This is a genomic window from Maricaulis maris, assembly GCF_049116555.1.
GTDB classification, from domain to species: Bacteria; Pseudomonadota; Alphaproteobacteria; order Caulobacterales; family Maricaulaceae; genus Maricaulis; species Maricaulis maris_C.
The window spans coordinates 87705-107434 of record NZ_JAGDYT010000004.1 but is presented as its reverse complement, the minus strand read 5'-3'; the positions used below and the strand labels follow the sequence as shown (position 1 = coordinate 107434).

Below are 19730 nucleotides of genomic sequence, written 5' to 3'. Positions count from 1 at the left end.
CGGCGTAAACACTACCCCCCGGCAGCCGTGTCAGCATAGGGTAAGCCCAATCGGTCGCCAATCGCCGCTGCACGATCTTCACACGCAGTTCGCGTTACAAGGAAAAGCCTCGACATGCTCGCCAATCCGATCTCGATCGCGCGCTGGATGATCGTCGCCGGGAGCCTCGGCGTCTTGGTCGTTGCGGCTCTGGCTGGCTGGTTGCTACGCGACCAGATTTTCCAGACGTTCCAGGACCCCGGAGAACCATTCCAGACCTATAGCCCCCCCCCGCCGGCAGATTACGCCGCAGCGGACGCGTGGTTCGCGCAGGGCGCTTTCAGCGATCCCGATGAAGCTGCAGTCTTCTTCGTCCATCCGACCACCTATTCCGGCGGTGCCAACTGGAATGGGGCGCTCGACAAGGAAAGCGCAAATCGCCAGGTCATCGATATCGCTCTGCCCAATTACGCGGCCCCCTTCGCGCGTTCCGGCGTCCTGTTTGCGCCACGCTACCGGCAGGCCGCGCTCTACGCCTTCATGAACAACCGGGAGGACAGCGTTCAGGCTCGCCTGTTTGCCCATGAGGATGTCGCGCGGGCCCTCGACGCTTTTCTGGAAGACATCGGCCCCGATCGTCCAATCATTCTCTCTGGCGTCGGCCAGGGCGGGTTTCACGCGCTCGGCTTGTTGATCGACCGCTTCGCGCGGGATCAAACGCTTCGCAGCCGGTTGGTGGCTGCCTATATCATTGACGCACCTGTCCCGCTCGACTTGTTCTCTGACGCGCTTGCCGACATACCGCCCTGCGAAACGGCGGAAGATGTTCGCTGTGTCTTTGCCTATTCCTATGCACAGACAGAGGAATCTGACCGAATTCGCATTCTCACCGAACGCACGATGAGCTGGACCCCGGATCGCAATCTGGCCTTTGTGGAAGGACGGGGTCTGTTGTGCATCAATCCGGTCCTGGGCACGCGGACCAGTGAATATGCCTCGGCGCGTCAGCATCGCGGCGGTGTGGCCGCTGAAGGCTTGCCGCCGGATACGACGCCCGCTCCGATCCCCGGACAGACAGGCGCGCAGTGCGCAGACGGGATCCTTTTTGTCGACGAGCCCCGTCACCGTGACCTGCAAAGGCCGAATCGCCTAGCCGAGGACTTCAGGGAGCCGCCCTTCAACCTCTTCTACGAGGACTTGCGCCTGGATGCCGCCCAACGCGCCTTTACGCTGATCAGTATCCTGCAAGAAGAACGTCGCTGGGCGCCGCCTCTCGAGAGCGTCGAGGATGTCGAGGATGCGCCTGTTGTCCCGATCCCGGACCGGCGCGAGTTCTGAGCCGGCTGGCTACAGCCCTTTCGCGAGCGCGTCGAATTCCAGCAGGCGCTTCACCAGAGCCTCGAATTGATCAAGCGGCACCATATTCGGGCCATCGGATGGCGCGTTGTCAGGATCCGGATGCGTTTCCATGAAGACAGCGGCGACACCGATCGACACCGCTGCGCGGGCCAGGGTCGGCACAAACTCGCGCTGACCACCCGAAGACGCACCTTGACCGCCGGGCTGCTGGACCGAGTGGGTCGCATCGAAGACCACCGGTGCGCCAAACTGCGCCATGATCGGCAGCGAGCGCATGTCCGATACCAGAGTGTTATAGCCAAAGCTGGCGCCGCGCTCACACGCCATGATATTGGGATTTCCCGCCGCCGCGATCTTCTCGATCACATTTTTCATGTCCCAGGGCGCCAGGAATTGGCCCTTCTTGACGTTGATTGGCTTGCCCGTCTCGGCCGCCGCAATCAAGAGGTCGGTCTGACGGCAGAGGAAGGCCGGGATTTGGAGAATGTCGACCGCCTGAGCGGCGATCCGCGCCTGCTCTTCGGAATGCACATCCGTCAGCACTGGCAGTCCGCTCGTCTCGCGGATCTCTGCAAAGACCGGGAGTGAAGCCTCAAGGCCGAGGCCGCGTTGCGCCTTGATACTGGTGCGGTTCGCCTTGTCGAAGGAGGTCTTGTAGATCAGGCCGACATCCAGACGATCGGCGATCTCACGCAATTGAGCCGAAACCTCCAACCCATGCTGGCGGCTTTCAAGCTGGCACGGCCCCGCAATCATCGTGAGTTTGCGGTCATTGCCGATCTCGATCGGATTGCGACCGGGACGCGGGATGGAAATGACGGAATTGACCTGGCTCACGCGGGCTCTCCTTGTGGACGCGAATGCTGTCGCTCGACTGATCCGATATCGGATCGATGACGTAGCGAGACAAGGCCCTTATTGAGCGACAGGACAAGAATGGCAAGTTCCAGCGCCACCGATACCGCCCTCCTCTGGTTTCGGCGAGACCTTCGCATCCTTGATAATCCGGCGCTTCATGCCGCAGTTCGCAGCGGGCATAACCTTGTCTGCGTGTTCATCCATGAAACCGAGGGGGAAACAGCAACGGCCCCGGGCGCCGCTTCACGCTGGTGGCTGCACCACTCCCTCGAACGCCTCGCCGAAGACTTGTCGGCACGCGGCGCACGCCTGATCCTGCGGAGCGGTGATCCAGCCGACATATTGCCTGCCCTGGCTCGCGAAGCAGCATGTGGCGAAGTCTACTGGAACCGCGCCGACCGGCCCGAGATTGATGCGCGCGACAGACGTCTCGCCACAAAGCTAGAGGGCTTGGGGATAAAGCCTCGCGCATTTCGAGGCAGCACACTCATCAACCCGGCCTGTCATCTCAATGGGTCCGACAAGCCCTATCGCGTTTTCACGCCGTTCTGGAAGGCGGCGCTGCGGACCCTTGATCCGCGCGCGCCCTTGCCTGCGCCCACACGGCTGATCAAAGGTAGAGAGGTCGCCAGCGAGGCGCTGGAGGATTGGGGCCTGTTGCCCAGCCGCCCCAATTGGGCCCGTGGCTTTGAGCGGGACTGGTCGCCTGGCGAGGCGGGTGCCCACGCCAAGCTCGACGCCTTCCTCCGCGGTCCCATGAGCGCGTACCCCACGGATCGCGACCGCCCCGACCGCGAAGGCACATCACGCCTTTCCCCACATTTCGCCTGGGGTGAGATTTCACCGAGAACCGTGTGGCATCGGGCCCGTGATCACGCCGAACGCGGTGGCGCGTTCCAGCCGATGGAAAAATTCCTCTCAGAAGTCGGTTGGCGCGACTTCGCCCTCTATCTCGCATTCCATTTCGGCGATTTGAGAGAGGCCAATTTCAACCGCCAGTTCGATCATTTTCCATGGCGCAAGAATGATGACGGGCTGGCGGCGTGGAAGCGCGGGCAGACCGGCGTGCCCATCATTGATGCGGCGATGCGCCAGCTCTGGCAGACGGGCTGGATGCACAACCGCACCCGGATGATCGTCGCGTCCTACCTGATCAAGCATCTCGGCGTTCACTGGCGCGACGGCATGGTCTGGTTCGAAGATACCCTGGTCGATGCCGACCTCAATGTGAATGCAGCGAGTTGGCAATGGGTCGCCGGATCCGGCGCCGATGCGGCCCCCTATTTTCGGGTATTCAATCCGGTAAGCCAGGGCGTAAAATTCGACCCGAACGGCGCGTATGTGAGACGCTGGGTTCCGGAGCTGGCCGAACTCGGCAGCAAGGCGATCCATGCACCCTGGGAGCAGCCGGATGGTATTCTCGCCATGGCCGGTGTGACACTCGGCAAGACCTATCCGCACCCGATCGTCGATCTGAAGCTGGGACGCGAGAGCGCTCTGGCCGCTTATCAGCACATGAAAGAACGCGCCGCGAGCGCGGCAGCCGAGGCGGACGCGGCCTCCTGAACTCAGCTATCGCGAAGGCGGTAGACGATATTCTGGCCGCGGATAGAGAAGGCACAGCCCACCCAGCGGCCCTCTGCGTCATACCAAAGGTCGACCGTGACGGAGCCGGTCATCCGGTAGCGACGGGCGTCGATCAGACCACTCCCGGTCTCGATCCGGTCCATGCCCAGATCCTCGATCGTGACGTCCATTGGCTCGCCGGTCTCGGTGTTGAGCACAGCCGGCAGGCCCGCCATATAGCCTGACCAGTGACTGGAGGGGACCAGGTCTTCGATCAAGCCGTCCTGCGAGATCAAACGCCCCTCTTCATCACGAGAAAGCGCGTAACGAGTGCGATCACCATCCTTCAGCGTCGAGGCCGTCAGCGAGACCAGCTCGCCTCCGTCCCAGACCTCCTCGGATTCATGCTCATAGCGAAAGACGGTCACCGGTCCGAAACCGACCCGCAGACCGATATCGATCTCAACTTCCATCCGTCCATCGGGTCGCTCGGAGAACTCAACGCGGTGTTCACCGAAGGGCGAACCGTTCCGGAACACATCAAAGGTGACGTCATCCGGCGTGTCAGCAAGCGCGCCAGGCGTCGCAAGGTTGACCATGGCGAGGGCGAGCGGGATGGCTTGAAGCATTGAAGTATGGCGGGTCATGATTGAACTACGCGCTGAAGCAGGATCCGGATTGCAGGCCTTGCCATTTTCTTTTCCATCCGCGACACCAACTGAGACTGGTCAGCCCCAGCCAAGGAGACTTGCCCGTGCAACCTGCCCGCAGCGTTATAGACCTGATCGGCCATACCCCGCTGATACGATTGAACGCCGCCTCGAACGCCACGGGGTGCGAAATCCTCGGCAAGGCGGAGTTTCTCAATCCGGGCGGATCCATCAAGGATCGCGCAGCTCTGGGCATTGTTCGCGCAGCGGAAGCCAGTGGTGCGCTGCGCCCTGGCGGCACGATTGTGGAAGGCACGGCCGGCAATACCGGGATCGGTCTGGCCCTCGTTGGAGCGGCCCTCGGCTATCGGGTCGTGATTGTCTTTCCACGCACCCAGTCCAAAGAGAAGAAGGATGCCATTCGATTGCTCGGGGCCGAGTTGATCGAAGTGGATGCTGTGCCCTACGCCAATCCCAATCATTATGCTCGCTATTCCGGCACGCTGGCTGCCGAGCTGAATGAGAGCGAACCCAATGGTGCGATCTGGGCCAACCAGTTCGACAATACCGCCAATCGCGATTTCCACGCTGCCACAACGGCGCAAGAAATCTGGGACCAGACCGAGGGCAAGTTGGATGGCTTCATCTGTGCCGTTGGATCCGGAGGCACGCTCGGCGGCCTTTCCCAGGGCCTGAAGGCCAAGCGGGAGAATGTCCAAATTGGGATTGCCGAGCCGGGCGGCGCGGCCCTCTACGGGTTCTTCAAGGATGGCGAGCTCAAGGCTGAAGGCACGTCGATCACGGAAGGAATCGGCCAGAGCCGGGTGACAGCCAATCTCGAGGGGATCCGGGTCGACCGCGCCTATCGTATTCGGGATGAAGAGGCCCTGCCGATCATTTTCGACCTGACCCAGAAGGAAGGGCTGTGTCTGGGCGGATCTTCCGGGATCAATATCGCCGGCGCCATGCACATGGCGCGCGATCTGGGGCCGGGCCATACGATCGTGACGATTCTTTGTGATCACGGCGCACGCTACCAATCCAAACTCTACAATCCGGATTTCCTGCGCGAAAAAGGTCTGCCCGTACCGGCCTGGCTCGCCTGATGTGCAAAAGCCTGATCCACGCCAGCGCGGCAATTTCGCGGCTGTCCGACCCCGACACAATCTTCCTGGATGGCAGCTGGACCTTCCCAGCGGGGCCACAGGATGGGGCAGATGGATATATTCCCGGCGCTCGTCCGTTCGATATCGATACCGTCAAGGACACTGCCAACCCGCTGCCGCACATGTTGCCGACGGCCCCGGAGTTTACCCGTCACGCCCGCAAGCTGGGGATCAATGGTGCCAGCAAGCTGATCGTCTATGACCGGTTCGGCCTGTTCAGCGCCGCCCGGGTCTGGTGGATGTTCCGCGTCATGGGACATGAGAATGTCGCCGTTCTTGACGGCGGCCTGCCGGCCTGGATAGCCGCGTCGGGGCCGGTCGCAGACCGGCCAGCATCGAGCTGGACGGACGGTGATTTCGAGGCGGCCCTGATGCCAGACCGCCTCGCGGACCGGGACAGTGTCATCGCGGCGGTCGAATCCGGACGGAGCCAGATCCTGGATTCCCGCGGCAAGGCCCGTTTTGCGGCGCGTATACCCGAACCGCGCCCGGACATGCGAGGTGGGCATATGCCTGGCGCGCGAAACCTGCCCTACACGACCTTGCTGACGCCGGAGGGGAAGCTCCGGGTCGAGGAAACCCTCTTCACCCGAGCCGGATTTGATCCGGACCGGCCGGCTATCACGAGCTGCGGCTCTGGGGTCACGGCTTGCATTGTTTCGCTGGCACTGGATTGTCTGGGATACGATTCCGCCGTCTATGACGGATCCTGGAGCGAATGGGGCAGCTGTCCCGACACCGAAATCGAAACGGGACGCGCCGCGCCATGAAAGACGATACCCGCCTCACCCGCCTGGGCCGACCGCATGATGAGCGCGGACAGGTCAATCCTTCCGTCGCGCGGGGATCGACGATGTTGGCGCCGTCGGCCGCCGCTCTCTACGACTTCCCGCCAGGTCGCAAGCATTATGGCCGGGTCGGTCTGGAGACGCATGACGCCTTGCGCACGGCGCTCACCCAATTGCAGGGGGGAGCGGGCGCTGCCCTCACCTCGTCCGGGCTGATGGCCAATACGCTGTCCATCCTTGCCGCGACCGAGGCTGGCGGAGAAGTCCTGGCCGCCGACTGTATCTACGGGCCTGTCCGCAATTTCCTGCTGACCCAGTTGTCGCGCTATGGAATCTCAACTCGTTTCTTCGCGCCGCGCATGGGCGCCGAGATCGGTGACCTTATCACCGACAAAACCCAGGCCATCCTGCTGGAAAGCCCGGGCTCCCTGACGATGGAAATGCAGGACGTGCCGGCGATCGCGAAAGTCGCCCGGGACAAGGGTGTCACCACGATCATCGACGATACCTGGAGCGCCGGCCTGACTTTCAAACCGCTTCAGCTTGGCGTCGATTACGCGGTCCAGGCCCTGACCAAATATGTGGGCGGGCATTCCGATCTTCTCATGGGCGCTGTCGTCGCGCGCGACGAGACCTTGTTCCAGAGACTGCAAACCACCGAGCGCGCCTTCGGTTTCCACACCGGGCCGGACGATGCCTATCTCGCCTTGCGCGGTCTGCGTTCGATGGCGGTCCGCATGGAGCGCAGCGCTGCCAGCAGCCTGGCCATCGCCGATTGGCTCGCCACCCGGCCAGAGGTCGGGCCCATTCGACACCCGGCCCGCCCGGATCATCCGGACCATGCCATTTTCTCGCGCGATTTCACCGGTGCCTGCGGTCTATTTGCCTTTGAGGCCCCGGGCTGGGATGTGGCGATGTCGGAGCGCTTTCTGGACGCGCTGGAAGTCTTCGGCATGGGCTTTTCCTGGGGCGGCTATGAAAGCCTCGCCATCCACTGCGATCCTCAATTGAAGCGCTCGAAGACCGACCACAGGCATGACGGCGCCTTGCTTCGTCTCTCCATCGGCCTCGAGGCTCCCGAAGACCTGATCGCCGATCTGGAGCGCGGTTTCGCAGCTGTCGCGGCCACACGCTGACCCGGACGAGCCCGCCCGCTCAGGACGGGGCCGCGGCGTGAGTTGTCGTGCGCTGGAAAGCTGGCGCTTCCGGCAGGACTCGAACCTGCAACCATCCGCTTAGAAGGCGGGCGCTCTATCCGGTTGAGCTACGGAAGCTGAAAACTGTCAGGCGAGGCGCCTAGTGCGACCAGGGCTGTTTGCGATCGGCCGAGAAATTATCGGCATAGGATTTCGCGTACCGCTTCGGTTCGTGCGGCTCGACGACCTGGAAGGGGATACCCTGACGCTTGGCATAGGCCACGGCATCTTCCTGGCTGTCAAAAGTCAGCTTGATCTGGCCGCGCATGTCCGAGGACGAGGTCCAGCCCATCAGAGGGTCGGGGCGCTTGGCCATCTCAGGCGAGAATTCGAGCACCCATCTTTTGGTCTTGCCGCGACCGGATTGCATCGCATTGCGTGCGGGACGATAGATCTTTGCGAACATGCGTCTCTCCCAATCATATCACGACATTGCCGGGCGGGACCCTGCGAAGGCCCGGCAAATGGTCGGGGCGGCAAGATTCGAACTTGCGACCCTTCGCTCCCAAAGCGAATGCGCTACCAGACTGCGCCACGCCCCGACTGAGTGTCCTTATGTAAGCGAGTTCCGATTAAGGCAAGCCTACTGCGCCTCGACAGGGCTTTCCTCTGCAGCATTGTCGTCGTCCAAGACCGCTGCCGGCTCGCCATCATTACCGAAAATGGCGTGATGAACACTGTCACCCGGACGCAGTCCCAGCTCGATCGCCTGCCCCGCGCCCAGCTCCAAGACCCCAGAAACACTGGCTTCCGCAGCAAGACTGCGCAGCGATTCGGCCTGGGCGTAGGCAATGATCTTCACAATCCTGCCCTCCGGATCGATGAAAACAATATCCAGATCCACCAGCGTGTTCCGCATCCACATGGAGGCTGACTCCGGCGGCGCGTACTCAAACAACATGCCCGTGCCCGGCTCGATGCTCTCGCGCCACATCAGCCCGCGCTGCTTTTGGTCAAGCGTCGTCGCGATTTCCGCCATGATGACATGACTGTCACCGCTCGCCGTGTCGATCCGGACGACATCGGGACCACCGAATATGATCGGCGCATCCTGCGCAGTCGGGTCAAGAGCAGGTTGAGGAGTGCCGGGCTGGGCCGAAACGGCGCCGGCCAGACCAAGAGCCAGAAGGCTGGAAAGGATCAGGGTTCGCATGGCCGCAAGCTAACCGCGCACCCGTAGGCGCGCAACGGTCAAACGCAAGGGAAGGCGGCGGGCGACGCAGGTCACCCGCCCCTGATACTCAGGCCGCGCCGGCAGCCTTGATCTCCGCGGCCAGCGCGCCCTTGGGGCCCTCGACACAGCGAACCTCGAGGCGATCACCGGGCTGGATGTCTTCCAGCCCCGCGCGCCGCAGAGTGGCTGCGTGCAGGAAGACGTCACCCTCGACCTCGTCGCAGGTGACAAAACCGTATCCACGCAGCGCGTCGAACCATTTCACCACGGCCTCGCTGAAAGGCGCGTTTGTAACGGCATAAGGATGGAAACGCCGTGGTCGCGTCTCGGCTTCGGCATCGCCGCCGACCATCTCAACCAATTCGACCGCCTGTCGGCCCTTGTCGCCCTGGACCGCCTTGCAAAGCACTTTCGCGTTGGGAAGCGCCGGACCTTGCCCGAACCGCCTGAGGCAGCTCGCATGAAGCAGGATGTCCCCCTGCCCGTCACTTGCATCGATAAACCCGTAGCCCCGAGCCGGATCGTACCACTTTACCCGGCCTTCGAGCTCAAGCATCTCCGTGTCTTCAAACACTTCGTGAGCCAAAACCATAATGTCACTCGCTTAAACAACCCTCGAGCGAAAGATTGTTACACAAATTGATAGGTTAAGAGAAGGTGAATTCGGCTCTGGGGCATATTGGCGCCGAGCTAAATATTGATAGTGCGAGCCATTCGCACCCCTTCAACTACTATATCTTGTGGTTTTGGAGATTTCTCCACGCTACTTGATGCGCTTTCAATGACAGTTCGGTAATGTGCATTTTTCCCGTATCAGGCGAATTTTTTATGCACCTACATCCGGCCATGCACTCGCATTTGCTCCGTGAACACATCAAAACACGTCAATTTATTTGGAGCATTGAGCCGGATAACCGCTGAGTCTCAATCTTCGGTCAGCGAGGCCTGCAAACGCTCGGTCTGGGCGAAACGCTCAACCGCTGCAGCGGAGCGATAGATCGCTGAATTCGAGGCATGCTCGGAACATTCCACCGACTCGACCCAGCAGCGGCCACCCGTCGCCGTGGCCACGATCTCAGACGCCTTGTGAAAGGCCAGCTCGGCCATACGCTCACAGCTCGTACCCTCGACAAGACGTATCTTGGCCAGGCCGCGCTCGCCGAGCGCTTCAAGCATCGGCCGCTCGGGATCATCAAGCGCAACCAGCAGTGAGTGGTCGAACATGTCATGCAGCCACTCCTTGATCGGTCCGAAACCGCCCTTGCCGAAATCCAGCACCCAGCCCCGCTTGTCGAGCTGTTCCGCGGCGAACACGAAGTTGAAGCCGAAGGAATAACCGTGAAGGAGCGCGCAATGGCTGTCCGCAGCCCACTGCCGAGAGCAACAGGAAAGACCGCGCTCATTGCCATAGGATTTGGTCGACAGATGGGCCATGCCCGTACGCTCCGCTTTCGGTTTCGGTGTGGGCCTATAGCCCGCGCCCCGCGCAGAGGCAAACCCTGACTGCCCGCGCAATGGGCATGGCGACCGGCTGATCTCGCATCATCATCTGTAAGGGGAGGACATCGTGGCAGTCCCTAGGGGAATCGAACCCCTCTTTCCAGGTTGAAAACCTGGCGTCCTAACCGATAGACGAAGGGACCGCAGCGATGTGAGGGCCGTCGTATAGAAAAGCCTGAGCATCCTTGCAAGCGGGATTTCTGCAAAAAATCATTCCGCTGCAGTTGCGAGGTCTTCCAAGTGGAGCTGCACGCGTTCCCGGCCTTGCCAGCTGTCCAGCTTAAGGCGACCCAAAGCGTGGAACAAGTCCGGGCCCGCAGCCAGCAGGGCCTCGCCAATTGGCGTATCGGCACAGCGAAAGCAAATGCCGTCGACCCGACGGCTGTCGCTATCACTGAGCGTGAAACGGACATGATCCGTGCCCACTCGCTTGGCAAAGCTGACCCGCATCCTTGGCAGGACAAAGCGCGGTTCCGCATTGCCCTGCCCGTAAGGACCAGCCTGTTCCAGCATGCGCGCGAGCTCGAGCGTGAACCCGGAGGCCGACAAGACACCATCGGCCTTCAGCGCCATGGCATCGGCTGCGGCTGCGAGTTCAGGTGCCAGACGCATGTCAAGATCGGCGACGAGCTCTGTTATGCGGTCCGGATCGACGCTGAGCCCCCCGGCCATGGCGTGACCGCCACCGGAGAGCAGCAGGCCGGCCTCGCGGGCCGCGGCGATTGCACCGCCGAGATTTACACCGGGTACGGAGCGACCGGACCCCTTGCCGACGGGGGGTGTCGCTTCGCGATCAATCCCGATAACGATGACGGGCTTGTCGAAACGTTCCTTGAGCCGGCCGGCCACAACCCCGATCACGCCGGGGTGCCAGCCCTCGCCGGCAGCAATCAGAATGGCCCGGTCCGATGCCTGAGCTTCAAGCTGGGCGCTTGCAGCGTCCAACACCTCCGCCTCGATGGCGCGACGCTCGGCGTTGAGCCGGTCGAGTTGATCGGAAATGCGCCGGGCCACAGCCTCATCCTCGGTGGTCAGCAAGGTAGCGCCGAGATCCGATTTGCCGACCCGGCCACCGGCATTGATACGCGGCCCGATCAGGAAGCCGGCATGATAGGTCGTCGCCTCACCTTCCACGCCCGACTTTTCGGCCAGACTTCGCAGACCGAGATTACGCCAGCCGGTCATCGCCTTCAGGCCCTGGGCGGTGATCGCACGATTGATGCCGGTGAGCGGCACGACATCACATATCGTGCCGAGGGCGGCCAGATCGATCCAGTCGAGCAGATTGGGCTCATTGTCAGGCGTGATGGCCCCACGTCGACGGCCTTCGCGATTGAGTGCGGCGAGAAATACAAAAGTTACCCCGGCCGCAGCGAGATGACCGCAACCGGATTTGTCGTCGGCCCGGTTGGGATTGACCAGGGCGGCGGCGGGCGGCATTTCCGCATCCATCAAATGGTGGTCGATGACGATGACGTCGAGATCGATGGTCGCAGCATGCTCCAGGGCCGCGTGGGCGGCCGCGCCGCAATCCACGGTAATGACGAGCTCCGCCCCGCGCGCTTTCAGCGTTTCGAAAGCCTCGCCCGACGGGCCATACCCCTCCTCCACACGGTCCGGCACGTAAATGTCCGCATCCTGGTCGAAATGCCTGAAATATCGGATGAGTTGCGCGGCCGAGGTCGCACCGTCGACATCGTAATCGGCGAAAATCGCCATCGGCCGTTCCGTCTCGATCGCCTCCCACACGAGACGGGCAGCCTTGTCCATATCCGCGAAATCGGCGGGGTCGGGAAAGCTGTCACGCAAGCGCGGCGTGAGATAGCCCGCTGCGCCTTGCGCGGTAATACCCCTGGCCGCCATGACCCGCGCGAGCGCATCGGGCACGCCCTGCTGACGGGCTATGGTGACAATCTCGCCCTCATCCGCCTCGCGCAGTCTCCAGCGCTTGCCGGATAGCGAACGGCTCACCCCCAGGAGTGGAGATGAGCCGCCGGATTGTGTCGGATTGTCGTCGCGCATCACACCATCGATCAGGCCGCCGGTCGGGCTGACCGGATACGGCGGACGGAATGATCGGCTGAGTCGAGCAAAAGCGTATGCGTATGGACCAGATCGCCTTCCTTGCGCACGCCATCGACCAGATCACCATCGGTGACGCCGGCGGCAACGAAAAGACAATGGCTCGCCGCCAACTCGGCGACGTCATATTTGCGATCGAGATCCGTCACCCCGGTACGGGCTGCGCGCGCCCGTTCATCATCATTACGGAAGACGAGGCGCGCCTGCATCTGACCACCAATACAGCGCAGGGCAGAGGCGAGCAGGACACCTTCAGGGGCGCCGCCCTGGCCGATATAGAGGTCGACACCGGCACCAAGGCCCGCCGTCCCCATACCGCCGGCAACATCGCCATCCGGAATCAGGCGAATGCGCCCACCGACCGATTTCACACCATCCATGATGGGCTGGTGACGTTCGCGTTCGAGGATACAGACCGTGATCTCGGACGTGTCGACACCCTTGGCCTTGGCCAGATTGCGGACATTGTCCGCTGGCGAGGCATCGAGATCGATCACTCCAGCCGGCAAACCCGGGCCGACAGCAATCTTGTCCATATAGGTATCCGGCGCGTGCAGCAGACCGCCACGGAGCGCGAAGGAGACCAGGACCAGCGCATTGGGTTGGCCTTTTGCGGTCAGCGTCGTGCCTTCAAGTGGATCCAGCGCGATGTCGATCTCGGGGCCCTCGCCCGTACCGACTTCCTCACCAATGAAGAGCATTGGCGCTTCGTCTCGCTCGCCTTCGCCAATCACGATCCGCCCCTTCATGGGCATGGCGTTCAGGCCTGTGCGCAACGCGTCGACTGCGGCCTGGTCTGCCAATTCCTTTTCACCACGCCCGATCCAGCCATAGGCTGCCACGGCTGCGTGCTCAGCCGCACGAACGGCCTGAAAGGCCAGATTGGTCAGGGCTTGCGTGTCGCTCATTTCGTCTTCCTCATCATCCCGTCCGTGTCCGGTACGGGCGGCTTTACGCCGATCCTATTGCTGGGGAGGCTGGGTTCGTGCCTGCCCGTCACTCACAAAATCACTGGCGTCCCCACGCCGGTTTTCCTCTTCGCGGCGCACGGCCTCGGCCTGCATGGCGGCGCGCTCATCGAGCAGGCGCTGCGTGGCAGCATCCATGGCCCCCGCTTCGCTCTGTGGAAGGGATGTTACCGGTACCACGGACGGTGCTTCTCGTCTATCCCCGGCACGAGCGAGGCGCTCATCAACCCAGCTTGGATTGGCATCATCGGACGCCGGCATGTCGACCACGGCGCAGCCGCCAGAACCGAGCGTCACACACAGGACGAACAGGACATGTTTCATGGGCTCTCCTCGCGCTGGACGCGCGTCGCGCTTTCTATACGCTGATAAGGGTCTGAGTCACCTGTTGATCACAAGGGATTGCCATGAGCGACACGTCGGGAAATGACAAGAACAAGAACCCCGGCAAGCCTGATGACAAGGCTGACACGCCTGGTTGGGCGGCGTTCTCCGAAAAGGAATTCGAGACGCTCGACAAGGTTTCGCGCAATCTGATGCAGGCCTCGTTGAAGTCGCAACACCTGATGTCAGACGTCATGCGCAAGGCGATTGAGGGCGATCCGGTCCTGCCCAATGCCGACCCCTTTCACTCGGCGCCGGAATTCCAGGAAGTCTGGGCGAAGATTGCTGAACAGCCCGATCTCATGATGCAGGCCCAGGCCGATCTCATGAAAGGTTATATCGATCTCTGGTCGAACACGACCAAACGGATGATGGCCAGTGATTCGCCCGCGACCCCAGCCATCAGGCCCGAACCCGGCGACAAGCGCTGGCGCTCGGCTGACTGGTCGGAAAACCCGGTTTTCGACGCGATCAAGCAATCCTATCTGCTCAACCAGCATTTCCTGATGGGCCTGGTCGGCAGCGTCGACGGCATCGATGAGCGGACCAAGCGCAAAGTCGAGTTTCTCACCAAACAGATGACTGATGCGCTGTCGCCCACCAATTTTGCCCTGACCAATCCCGACGTGCTCCGCGCAACCATGGAGAGCCAGGGAGAGAACCTGACCAAGGGCTTGCAGAACCTGCTCGATGATCTCGCGGCAGGCGATGGACGGCTGGCGCTCACCCAGACTGACACGGACGGTTTCAAGGTCGGCCGCGACATGGCGACGACGCCAGGCAAAGTCGTTTTCGAGAACGATCTGATGGAGTTGATCCAATACGCGCCGACAACAAAAAGCGTGAAGGCGCGTCCGCTGCTAATCGCGCCTCCCTGGATCAACAAATTCTACATCATGGATCTGCGCGAAAAGAATTCCATGATCCGCTGGCTGGTCGATCAGGGCTTCACCGTCTTCCTGATTTCCTGGGTCAATCCGGGCCCCGAGCTCAAGGACAAGACCTTCGAGGATTACATGCATGAGGGGCTGTTTGCGGCCCTCCACGCGATCGAGGCTGCCACCGGTGAAACCGCGGTCAATGCTGTCGGCTATTGCGTCGCGGGCACCCTCCTCTCCTCCGCCATGGCCTGGCTTGAGGCGGAAGGCCAGTCAGAACGAATTGCCTCGGCAACCTTCTTCGCGGCCCAGTCGGACTTCGAAAAGGCCGGTGATCTGCTCATCTTCATTGATGATGTCTGGCTCAAGGAAATCGAACGCATCATGGACAGCCAGGGAGGTGTTCTGGACGGTCGCTCGATGGCGGACACATTCAACCTGCTTCGCTCGAACGATCTTGTCTGGTCCTTCGTGGTCAACAACTACCTGCTCGGCCGTCAGCCTCAGGCGTTCGACCTTCTGTTCTGGAATGCCGACCAGACGCGCATGCCCAAGGCACTACACCTCTGGTATCTCGACAACTTCTACAAGAATAACCGCCTGGCGAAGGGCGAGCTCGAGCTCGGCGGCCACACCCTGGATCTCGGCGCCGTCAAGACACCGGTCTATATTCAGGCCTCCAGGGAAGACCATATCGCGCCTTACCCGTCCGTTTATCGCGCTGCCCGCCTGTTTGGCGGCCCGGCCCGCTTCATGATGGCGGGCTCCGGACATATTGCCGGCGTGATCAATCACCCCGACGCGAACAAATACCAGTACTGGACCAATGATGCCCTGCCCGAGACCGTCGAAGACTGGATCGAGGGCGCGTCAGAGCATCCCGGCTCCTGGTGGGGCGACTGGCGCGCTTGGCTGTTTGACCGCTCGGGCGACGATGTCCCTGCACGCACACCCGGTGATGGCCTGCTGAAGGCGATCCGCAAGGCACCCGGTCGCAATGTTCTCGTACGAAGCGACGCCAAGCCGTCGAAGTCGACCGAACAGGAACCGGCGGTCTAGCCGTCAGTCTGACCGAATTGCAGCTCGACATATCGGGCGTAGAGACCGCCGCGCTGCAGCAGGTCGTCATGGCGACCGGTATCGACCACTTGCCCGTTCTCCAGGACGATAATCCGGTCTGCCGAGCGCACGGTCGCCAGTCGGTGGGCGATAACCAGGGTTGTTCGCCCTTCGGACAGCGTCTCGACGGCTGCCTGGATCAATTGCTCACTCTCTGAGTCCAGGGCGCTGGTCGCCTCGTCAAGCAGCAGAACCGGGGCATCGCGCAGGATGGCGCGGGCGATGGCGATACGTTGGCGCTGACCACCAGACAGGCTAGCGGCCCGCTCGCCCAGCGATGTGTCATAGCCCTCCGGCAATGCCTGAATGAAGGCGTCGGCATTGGCGGCCCGAGCCGCGGCCTGGACGTCGGCATCACTCGCGTCGGGGCGCCCGAAGCGGATATTGTCGGCCACACTTCCCGAGAAGAGCGGCGCATTTTGCTGCACGATGGCCAGCCTTTCGCGCAAGGCGTGCGGATCGAGCTGCTTGATATCGTGTCCATCCAGACAGATCCGGCCGGCAAGAGGATCATGCAGGCGCAGCAGAAGCTGAAATAATGTCGTCTTGCCAGCGCCGGACGGCCCGACAATGGCGACCGTCTCGCCGGGCCTGGCATCGAAGCTGACCTCACGCAGAGCCGGGTCCGCCTCCCGCCCCGGATAGGCAAAGCTGACGGCATCGAACGCTATCGCGCCTTCAACGGGCTCGGCCAGTTCCTCGGCCGGCGACGCAATGGGCAGTGAGGTGCGCGCAACCAGCAATTCCATCAGACGCTCGGTGGCACCGGCCGCCCGCATCATCTCGGTATAGGTCTCGGTGAGCATGCCGACACCGCTCACCGCGACAAAGGCGTACATCACGAACTGGGTCATGGCGCCGGGCGTGATGGCGCCAGCCTGCACCTGAACGGCACCAAACCACAGCACCGCGATCAATCCGGTCAGTATGACCGAGAAGATCAAGGCGGTCATGAAGGAGCGGACATTGATGCGCCGCATCGCCGAGGCAAAGGTCATTTCAACAGCCTTGCCAAACCGGTGGGATTCCTCGCGCTCGCGGGTGAAGGCCTGTACTGTCTGGATTGCTTGCAAGGTCTCGCCGGCCCGCGCCGAGGCATCGGCCAGATTATCCTGGCTGACGCGCGACAGGCGTTGGATCCGGCGCCCGAACAGCATGATCGGTCCCAGCATCAAAGGGCCGAGCGCCAGCACGAGCAGCGCCAGCTGCCAGCTCACAACGACCATCAGGATCAAGGCACCGGTCGTGGTCGCCACGGTCCGCAACGCCACCGAGATAGAGGATCCGACGACCGTCTGTATCAAGGTTGTATCGGTGGTCAGGCGCGACAGCACCTCGCCGGTCCGCGTCCCAGCATAGAAACGCGCATCGAGCGACAGCAGATGGGAAAACACATCCTGCCGCAGGTCGGCCACGACACGCTCACCCAGCCGACTGATGAAATAGAAGCGGAAGGCGCTGGCGAGACCCAGCAGGACCGCCACCCCCATTCCGGCCAGGAAATAGATTCCAAGCCCCGAGCTTTCCCCCAGGCTGGCGCAGGCGTCGGACTGGGTTGCGCCTGCAAAACCGCAATCAACCACGAGACGGAAGGCTGCGGGAAGGAGCAGTGTCAGACCGGACGCCAGGAAGAGAAAAACCGAAAAGGCCGCCAGCAAGGCCGGATAGCGCAATATATAGGGCAGTAATCGGCGCAAGGGCTGCACCGATTTCGCCTTTTCCCGGTGGGCCTGGTCGCGCTCAAGCTCGGCAGCAAATCCTGAACCGCGGGCTTCGTCCACGGCAGCATCTCGCGCGGTCTGGGTTTCAGTCATGCTATCACTCTCTGCTCGGTCGAGGCTCAGGCCGGTTTGCGGGCGATGACGAACAGTGCCGCGCCGGGTTTTGGGCGCCAGTCATAGGTGATTTCGAACCCGGCTTCGACAATCTCTTGCTTGAGCGTCCGCGTCCCGAAGGCCTTGACCGGCGGAAAGGCACCGAACCATTGCCCGATCGGCAGGATTGGCACCATGAACCAATAACCATCCAGCAAACAGGCGGTGCTGGTGATGAAGAGGCCGCCTGGCCGAAGCAGTGCCATCGCCTTGGCCATTGCGGCCTGACGATCCTCCAGCAAGTGCAGGATGCTCATGCCGAGGACGACGTCGAAACTGCCCTCCGGCGCATCCAGGTCAACAAAATCGGAGCGCTGATAGCTGATATTGTCGATTGCGGCCTCGGCACCCCGCGCCTCGGCAATCGCCAGCATCTCGCCCGAGAGGTCCGTCGCAAGGATGGAGCCTGCAGCATCCGCGAGACGGCGGGCCGTTCCGCCTGTGCCGCAACCGAATTCCAGCAGGCGCGAATCCGGCGTCAGGGTTTCACGGATTTTCGAGAGCTTGAACTCCCAGGACTCGACGTCCGCAATCGGTTGGTTCGAGTATTTCTCCGCAATCTTGTCCCACCAGCGATGTGCTTGACCCATGACTTTGTCTCCACTGCAAGTTCGCGACGTACGAACCACCAAGACCCCGGTTTTGACATACGTTGAGCGAATATAAATTGCCCGCATTCGGACATCTGATATACGCATTTAGATGAATTGGAACGCCATCGCCTTCGACTGGAATCAGATCCGCGCCCTCCTCGCCACGATCGAGGAAGGCTCATTCTCCGCCGCAGCACGAGCGCTGGGCCAGACCCAGCCAACCCTCAGCCGCCAGATAGCGGCGCTTGAAGCGGATCTGGGCGTCACCCTATTCGAGCGCAATCGCCGCGCCACCCAGCCAACCCGCGCGGCCCTGGAACTGGTCGAGCATGTCCGCTCCATGGGTGAGGCCGCCCAACGTATTTCGTTGACCGCGTCCGGACAGTCGAGAGCCATTGAGGGCCTGGTCACCATCACCGCGACCAATATCACGGCGTCTTTCTATCTCCCGCCCATCATCAGGCGGATCCGCGAGGAAGCGCCAGGTATCCGCCTCGAGATCATTGCCTCGAATGAATTGCAGGATCTGCAGAAGCGAGAGGCCGACATCGCCATCCGGCATTCCCGCCCGGAACAACCGGACCTTATCGCCCGCCTGGTCAGCGAGACCACCGGCCACCTCTATGCGCATCCGGACTATCTCGACCGCGTCGGTCGTCCGACCAGCCTGGACGACGTCAACCGACTCGATTTCATCGGCTTCGAGCAAAATGAACGCGTGATCGAGCATCTCAACGCGATCGGGCTAAACCTGACGCCGGATAATTTCCGTATCAGCAGCGGCAGCTCGACCGTGCATCACGCCCTGGCCATGCAAGGCCTCGGCGTGACGCCGATGACACGCGACTGGATCGATCAGCACTCCATCCTGGAGGAGGTCTGGCCAGCTCTGCCTCCGATCCCGGTCCAGACCTGGCTGGTCACCCACCGCGAACTCAATACCAGCCGCCGTATCCGCCTGGTCTTCGACCATATTGCCAACGGTCTTGCCGAACAGGCACGGGCCCGGCCACGTCCGCGACTGTGAGATAGCCAAAATAAAAAACGGGCGGTGCCAGCGGCACCGCCCGTCTTGCATGCGTTGTGTTCTGTAAAGCTTAGCGCTTGGAGAACTGGAAGGAACGACGGGCCTTCGCCTTGCCGTACTTCTTACGCTCGACGACGCGGCTGTCGCGGGTCAGGAAGCCGCCGGCTTTCAGGACCGGGCGCAGGCCCGGTTCAAACAGCTGGAGGGCCTTGGAGATGCCGTGACGCACAGCACCGGCCTGGCCGGACAGACCGCCGCCAACGACGGTGGCGACAATGTCGAACTCGTCGACACGCTCGGCGGCCTGCAGCGGCTGCTGGAGCAGCATGCGCAGGACCGGGCGTGCGAAATAGGTTTCCTGATCGCGGCCATTGACCGTGATCTTGCCATTGCCGCGCTTGATCCAGACGCGGGCGACCGCGTTCTTGCGCTTGCCGGTGGCATAGGAACGGCCGTGCTCATCGATTTTGGGCTCAGCCGGAACGGACTCGTCAGCCACCACGGTGCCGGCGTCGGCTTCCTTGATGACGTCTTTGAGGTCTTCGAGCGAGCGGGCTTCTTCTGACATA

Annotated in this window: 19 protein-coding genes and 3 tRNA genes; 7 read left to right on the top strand and 15 right to left on the bottom strand. The window is 62.1% G+C overall.

Annotated features, from left to right (window positions below):
* The first annotated feature begins 114 nt into the window (after nt 1-114).
* Complete coding sequence (locus JXQ94_RS06415) at nt 115-1317, top strand: DUF3089 domain-containing protein (RefSeq protein WP_421922953.1); 1203 nt, start codon at nt 115-117, stop codon at nt 1315-1317.
* A 9-nt stretch (nt 1318-1326) separates the two neighbouring features.
* Here JXQ94_RS06415 and kdsA read toward each other — a convergent pair whose 3' ends face one another.
* Nucleotides 1327-2175 carry a 3-deoxy-8-phosphooctulonate synthase gene (gene kdsA, locus JXQ94_RS06410; RefSeq protein ID WP_295690878.1) on the bottom strand — a complete coding sequence of 283 codons (849 nt, stop codon included), beginning with the start codon at nt 2173-2175 and terminating at the stop codon, nt 1327-1329.
* A 99-nt stretch (nt 2176-2274) separates the two neighbouring features.
* Here kdsA and JXQ94_RS06405 point away from each other — a divergent pair, with 99 nt between their 5' ends.
* Complete coding sequence (locus tag JXQ94_RS06405) at nt 2275-3762, top strand: cryptochrome/photolyase family protein (RefSeq protein WP_421922951.1); 1488 nt, start codon at nt 2275-2277, stop codon at nt 3760-3762.
* Between the two features lie 2 nt (nt 3763-3764).
* Here the strand turns inward: JXQ94_RS06405 and JXQ94_RS06400 are convergent, their stop codons facing one another.
* Nucleotides 3765-4409, bottom strand: coding sequence for a DUF6134 family protein (locus JXQ94_RS06400; RefSeq protein WP_421922950.1), 645 nt, complete (start codon nt 4407-4409; stop codon nt 3765-3767).
* A gap of 101 nt (nt 4410-4510) precedes the next feature.
* On the opposite strand from JXQ94_RS06400, the gene JXQ94_RS06395 reads away from it, so the two are divergent.
* Genes JXQ94_RS06395 through metC form a run of 3 tightly spaced genes read left to right on the top strand, consistent with a single transcriptional unit; the run spans nt 4511 to nt 7502 of the window.
* A complete protein-coding gene (locus JXQ94_RS06395) occupies nt 4511-5518 on the top strand; it encodes a cysteine synthase A (RefSeq protein WP_421922949.1) in 1008 nt (335 codons plus the stop codon).
* The gene (locus JXQ94_RS06390; RefSeq protein WP_421922948.1) at nt 5518-6348 is read left to right on the top strand and encodes a sulfurtransferase; all 831 of its coding nucleotides are present in this window, start codon (nt 5518-5520) and stop codon (nt 6346-6348) included. Before JXQ94_RS06395 ends, JXQ94_RS06390 begins: the two co-directional genes overlap by 1 nt.
* On the top strand, nt 6345-7502 hold the full coding sequence (gene metC / locus JXQ94_RS06385) for a cystathionine beta-lyase (protein ID WP_421922946.1): 1158 nt from the start codon (nt 6345-6347) through the stop codon (nt 7500-7502). Before JXQ94_RS06390 ends, metC begins: the two co-directional genes overlap by 4 nt.
* 61 nt (nt 7503-7563) lie before the next feature.
* On the opposite strand, the gene JXQ94_RS06380 is transcribed toward metC, so the two are convergent.
* From JXQ94_RS06380 to JXQ94_RS06335, 10 genes are all read right to left on the bottom strand, one after another.
* Nucleotides 7564-7640: transfer RNA gene (locus JXQ94_RS06380), tRNA-Arg, on the bottom strand.
* Nucleotides 7641-7662: 22 nt separating this feature from the next.
* Nucleotides 7663-7968, bottom strand: coding sequence for an ETC complex I subunit (locus tag JXQ94_RS06375; protein ID WP_421922945.1), 306 nt, complete (start codon nt 7966-7968; stop codon nt 7663-7665).
* 59 nt (nt 7969-8027) lie between these two features.
* Nucleotides 8028-8104: transfer RNA gene (locus JXQ94_RS06370), tRNA-Pro, on the bottom strand.
* Nucleotides 8105-8145: 41 nt separating this feature from the next.
* The gene (locus JXQ94_RS06365) at nt 8146-8715 is read right to left on the bottom strand and encodes a DUF192 domain-containing protein (protein WP_421922944.1); all 570 of its coding nucleotides are present in this window, start codon (nt 8713-8715) and stop codon (nt 8146-8148) included.
* 88 nt (nt 8716-8803) lie between these two features.
* On the bottom strand, nt 8804-9292 hold the full coding sequence (locus tag JXQ94_RS06360) for a cold-shock protein (RefSeq protein WP_421922943.1): 489 nt from the start codon (nt 9290-9292) through the stop codon (nt 8804-8806).
* Nucleotides 9293-9660: 368 nt separating this feature from the next.
* On the bottom strand, nt 9661-10170 hold the full coding sequence (locus JXQ94_RS06355; RefSeq protein WP_421922942.1) for a 6-pyruvoyl trahydropterin synthase family protein: 510 nt from the start codon (nt 10168-10170) through the stop codon (nt 9661-9663).
* A 134-nt stretch (nt 10171-10304) separates the two neighbouring features.
* Nucleotides 10305-10379: transfer RNA gene (locus JXQ94_RS06350), tRNA-Glu, on the bottom strand.
* Nucleotides 10380-10446: 67 nt separating this feature from the next.
* Nucleotides 10447-12258: a single-stranded-DNA-specific exonuclease RecJ gene (gene recJ / locus JXQ94_RS06345; protein ID WP_421922941.1), complete on the bottom strand. Its 1812-nt coding sequence runs from the start codon at nt 12256-12258 to the stop codon at nt 10447-10449.
* An 11-nt stretch (nt 12259-12269) separates the two neighbouring features.
* Nucleotides 12270-13226, bottom strand: coding sequence for a class II fructose-bisphosphatase (gene glpX / locus JXQ94_RS06340; RefSeq protein WP_421922940.1), 957 nt, complete (start codon nt 13224-13226; stop codon nt 12270-12272).
* Between the two features lie 54 nt (nt 13227-13280).
* Nucleotides 13281-13610 (bottom strand): hypothetical protein, encoded by a 330-nt coding sequence (locus JXQ94_RS06335; RefSeq protein WP_421922939.1) that lies wholly within the window; start codon nt 13608-13610, stop codon nt 13281-13283.
* An 83-nt stretch (nt 13611-13693) separates the two neighbouring features.
* Between JXQ94_RS06335 and phaC the strand changes: the two genes are divergently transcribed.
* Entirely contained in the window at nt 13694-15607 is a 1914-nt protein-coding gene (gene phaC / locus JXQ94_RS06330) for a class I poly(R)-hydroxyalkanoic acid synthase (RefSeq protein ID WP_421922938.1), read from the top strand.
* Here phaC and JXQ94_RS06325 read toward each other — a convergent pair.
* Nucleotides 15604-17481, bottom strand: a complete 1878-nt coding sequence (locus JXQ94_RS06325) for an ABC transporter transmembrane domain-containing protein (protein WP_421922937.1) — start codon at nt 17479-17481, stop codon at nt 15604-15606. The two genes, phaC and JXQ94_RS06325, sit on opposite strands and share 4 nt — an antisense overlap.
* Nucleotides 17482-17507: 26 nt before the next feature.
* A complete protein-coding gene (locus JXQ94_RS06320) occupies nt 17508-18131 on the bottom strand; it encodes a class I SAM-dependent methyltransferase (RefSeq protein WP_421922936.1) in 624 nt (207 codons plus the stop codon).
* A 112-nt stretch (nt 18132-18243) separates the two neighbouring features.
* Between JXQ94_RS06320 and JXQ94_RS06315 the strand changes: the two genes are divergently transcribed.
* The gene (locus tag JXQ94_RS06315) at nt 18244-19161 is read left to right on the top strand and encodes a LysR family transcriptional regulator (RefSeq protein WP_421922935.1); all 918 of its coding nucleotides are present in this window, start codon (nt 18244-18246) and stop codon (nt 19159-19161) included.
* Between the two features lie 70 nt (nt 19162-19231).
* Here the strand turns inward: JXQ94_RS06315 and rpsI are convergent, their stop codons facing one another.
* On the bottom strand, nt 19232-19729 hold the full coding sequence (gene rpsI, locus JXQ94_RS06310) for a 30S ribosomal protein S9 (protein WP_421922934.1): 498 nt from the start codon (nt 19727-19729) through the stop codon (nt 19232-19234).
* Nucleotide 19730: the final 1 nt, after the last annotated feature.

Coding starts and splice junctions, on each gene's coding strand:
- JXQ94_RS06415 (WP_421922953.1), top strand. CDS start 115: ATGCTCGCCAATCCGATCTCGATCGCGCGCTGGATGATCGTCGCCGGG.
- JXQ94_RS06405 (WP_421922951.1), top strand. CDS start 2,275: ATGGCAAGTTCCAGCGCCACCGATACCGCCCTCCTCTGGTTTCGGCGA.
- JXQ94_RS06400 (WP_421922950.1), bottom strand. CDS start 4,409: ATGACCCGCCATACTTCAATGCTTCAAGCCATCCCGCTCGCCCTCGCC.
- JXQ94_RS06390 (WP_421922948.1), top strand. CDS start 5,518: ATGTGCAAAAGCCTGATCCACGCCAGCGCGGCAATTTCGCGGCTGTCC.
- metC (WP_421922946.1), top strand. CDS start 6,345: ATGAAAGACGATACCCGCCTCACCCGCCTGGGCCGACCGCATGATGAG.
- JXQ94_RS06375 (WP_421922945.1), bottom strand. CDS start 7,968: ATGTTCGCAAAGATCTATCGTCCCGCACGCAATGCGATGCAATCCGGT.
- JXQ94_RS06365 (WP_421922944.1), bottom strand. CDS start 8,715: ATGCGAACCCTGATCCTTTCCAGCCTTCTGGCTCTTGGTCTGGCCGGC.
- JXQ94_RS06360 (WP_421922943.1), bottom strand. CDS start 9,292: ATGCTTGAGCTCGAAGGCCGGGTAAAGTGGTACGATCCGGCTCGGGGC.
- JXQ94_RS06355 (WP_421922942.1), bottom strand. CDS start 10,170: ATGGCCCATCTGTCGACCAAATCCTATGGCAATGAGCGCGGTCTTTCC.
- recJ (WP_421922941.1), bottom strand. CDS start 12,258: ATGCGCGACGACAATCCGACACAATCCGGCGGCTCATCTCCACTCCTG.
- glpX (WP_421922940.1), bottom strand. CDS start 13,226: ATGAGCGACACGCAAGCCCTGACCAATCTGGCCTTTCAGGCCGTTCGT.
- JXQ94_RS06335 (WP_421922939.1), bottom strand. CDS start 13,610: ATGAAACATGTCCTGTTCGTCCTGTGTGTGACGCTCGGTTCTGGCGGC.
- phaC (WP_421922938.1), top strand. CDS start 13,694: ATGAGCGACACGTCGGGAAATGACAAGAACAAGAACCCCGGCAAGCCT.
- JXQ94_RS06325 (WP_421922937.1), bottom strand. CDS start 17,481: ATGACTGAAACCCAGACCGCGCGAGATGCTGCCGTGGACGAAGCCCGC.
- JXQ94_RS06320 (WP_421922936.1), bottom strand. CDS start 18,131: ATGGGTCAAGCACATCGCTGGTGGGACAAGATTGCGGAGAAATACTCG.
- JXQ94_RS06315 (WP_421922935.1), top strand. CDS start 18,244: ATGAATTGGAACGCCATCGCCTTCGACTGGAATCAGATCCGCGCCCTC.
- rpsI (WP_421922934.1), bottom strand. CDS start 19,729: ATGTCAGAAGAAGCCCGCTCGCTCGAAGACCTCAAAGACGTCATCAAG.